General features: G+C 56.1%; 3 protein-coding genes and 1 pseudogene. All 4 read right to left on the reverse strand.

Annotated elements, in window-relative coordinates; translation table 11 throughout:
- A pseudogene (gene hycH / locus FDX22_RS24180) lies at nt 1-114 on the reverse strand (formate hydrogenlyase assembly protein HycH); the annotation flags it as partial.
- On the reverse strand, nt 111-878 hold the full coding sequence (gene hycG, locus FDX22_RS24185) for a formate hydrogenlyase subunit HycG (protein WP_115257625.1): 768 nt from the start codon (nt 876-878) through the stop codon (nt 111-113). The gene hycG and the pseudogene hycH, both read right to left, overlap by 4 nt.
- Entirely contained in the window at nt 878-1420 is a 543-nt protein-coding gene (gene hycF, locus FDX22_RS24190) for a formate hydrogenlyase subunit HycF (protein WP_115257624.1), read from the reverse strand. The genes hycG and hycF overlap by 1 nt, the downstream gene beginning before the upstream one ends.
- Before the next feature lie 9 nt (nt 1421-1429).
- Nucleotides 1430-2725: formate hydrogenlyase subunit HycE (hycE, locus tag FDX22_RS24195; RefSeq protein WP_146717902.1), on the reverse strand; the 1296-nt coding region annotated here is incomplete at its 5' end.

Genomic DNA, 2725 nt, shown 5'->3' on the forward strand with positions numbered 1-2725 from the left:
GTGGTGACCAATCGCCAGGCTGTAATAGACAACCTGCTGCGCCTCGGCGGGCGTTGCATCGTTCTCATCAATAAACTTACGGCTCAGTTGACTGAACACCACCGTTTCACTCATCGGATACGCGCCTCTTCTACAACATGATTAAGATGCGTGACGATCTCGGTCAGACGCGGATCGTTTTCCGCTTCCAGCCAGCGCGCCACCTGTTGCTCACCCTGCCCCAACTGATTCATATAGTCATCGGCAATCTGACGACCATAGCGATAACCCGCCAGACGACGTGCTTCGCGATCGACCTTCACACGCAGCGGTTGAACCATATCCGGGTGCAAAATTTCCGCAGGCTGTGCGTCCAGTTCGCCTGGTGCACGTGCGTGAATTTTCTGCTCCAGCAGGCCAAGCGCCATCGCGAAGCCGTACAGCGTGGCGGCAGGCGTCGGTGGGCAACCAGGAATATAAACATCCACGGGAACAATTTTGTCGGTGCCGCCCCATACGCAGTATAAGTCGTGGAAGATACCGCCGCTGTTGCCGCAGGCCCCATAGGAGATACAAATTTTCGGGTCCGGGGCAGACTGCCAGGCACGCAGTGCCGGAGAACGCATCGCGCGGGTTACCGCACCGGTGAACAGCAGAATATCCGCATGGCGCGGCGACGGAACCACTTTGATGCCAAAACGTTCGGCGTCAAACAGCGGGGACAAGGTGGCGAAGATTTCGATTTCGCAACCGTTGCAGCCACCGCAGTCGACGCGGTAAACGTACGCTGAACGCTTGATGCTTTTCAGCAATGACGCTTTCATGCTGGCAATGGATTCATCCACGGTCATCGGGACCGGAATTCCGTTGGCATCACGTGGGCCTAATAAATTGCTCATCAGCTGGCCTCTTTCATATGGCGAGTCAGTTCAATACGGTCAGACGGCACCAGGCATTTCTGGCGCTTACAATCCGGGCAGGTCTCAAAGCCTTCACGGTGATTTTCCGCACGGGAATCACCGTTGTGCTTCAGTAACGCAATGGCGTAATCAATCTCTTTTTGCACCGCAAAAGGACGGTTACAGACGCGGCAATTACACAGAGCAAAACGAGACTGCTGCAGGAAATCTTCTTTCTTCCATACCGCCAGCTCATACTCCTGCGACAGCTTGATCGCCGCCGTCGGGCAGACTTCTTCACAGCGGCCACAGAAAATACAGCGACCGAGGTTGAACTGCCACGCCAGCTCATTGGTGACCAGATCTGTTTCTACTGTCAGCGCGTTAGATGGGCACGCATTGATACAGGCCGCACAGCCAATACACTGCTGCGGATTATGTTCCGGCTTACCGCGGAAGTTTTTATCAACCGCAATCGGCTCCAGCGGGTAAGACGACGTTGGTGCCCCGGTTTTGATGACTTTTTTGATAAAAGTAAACATGGCGATTCCTTATTTCAGCGGCGAGTTTTTACGCTCGATGCTGTAGCGCTCAAGTTCTTTGTACGGCACGACTTTGCTTTTCTTCTTACGTACATCGACCACAGTCATACGGTCAGTACAGGAGTAGCAAGGATCGAGGCTACCGATAATCAGCGGGGCATCGGAGACGGTGTTACCGCGCAGCATGTAACGCAGCGTCGGCCAGTTGGCGTAGGTGGCCGCACGGCAGCGCCAGCGATACAGCTTCTGGTTATCGCCGGTCATGCTCCAGTGGATGTCATCGCCACGCGGTGCTTCGGCAAAGCCCAGCGCGAAGCGGTGCGGAATATAGGTAAAGCCTTCCACCGCCAGCGGGCCGCCCGGCAGGTTATCGAGGCCAAAGTCGATCATGTTCAGCGCGGTATAGACTTCGTTGATACGCACTTTCAGACGGGAAATAACGTCGCAGCCCTGCTCGCTGTGCACTTCCATCGGCAGTAAACCGTAACCGACGAACGGGTGGTCCGCGCGGGTATCACGCGCGTGGCCGCTGGCACGCACCATTGGGCCGACGTTACTGAAGTCACGAGCAATTTCCGGGTCCAGACGGCCAATGCCGACGGTGCGCTGTTCCATGTTCGGCGTACTGAGCAGCATGTCGACCAGATCCTGTACATCACGACGCATCTGCTGCGCCAGCTGACGGGTCTGGATCATGTCCTCTTTCAGCAGGTCACGACGGATGCCGCCGATCAGGTTCATGCCGTAGGTTTTACGCGCCCCGGTGAGGATCTCCGCCATTTTCATCGACGTTTCACGCACACGGAAGAACTGCATAAAGCCGGAGTCAAAGCCGGTGAAGTGGCACGCCAGGCCAAGGTTCAGCAGGTGCGAGTGCAGACGTTCCACTTCCAGCAGAATGGCGCGGATCATCTGCGCGCGTTCCGGCACCACAATCCCCATCGCATTTTCCACGGAGGTGGTGTACGCGGTGCTGTGGGCAAAACCGCAAATACCGCATACGCGATCCGACAGGAACGTCACTTCGTTATAACCCATACGGGTTTCCGCCAGTTTCTCCATGCCGCGGTGGACATAGAACAGACGGTAGTCGGCGTCGATGATGTTTTCGCCATCAACAAACAGGCGGAAGTGACCCGGTTCATCGGAGGTGACGTGCAGTGGGCCAATCGGCACCACGTTATTTTTCTTGTCACCTAGTTCGTTGATGAACTCGTAGGTTTCGGCATCGGTAGTCGGCGCCGGGCGCTGACGGTAATCCATGCTGTCTTTACGCAGCGGATAGAGTTCGTCCGGCCAGTCATC

Origin of the sequence: Citrobacter sp. TBCS-14, assembly GCF_005280805.1 — a bacterium.
Taxonomy (GTDB): Bacteria; Pseudomonadota; Gammaproteobacteria; order Enterobacterales; family Enterobacteriaceae; genus Citrobacter; species Citrobacter gillenii.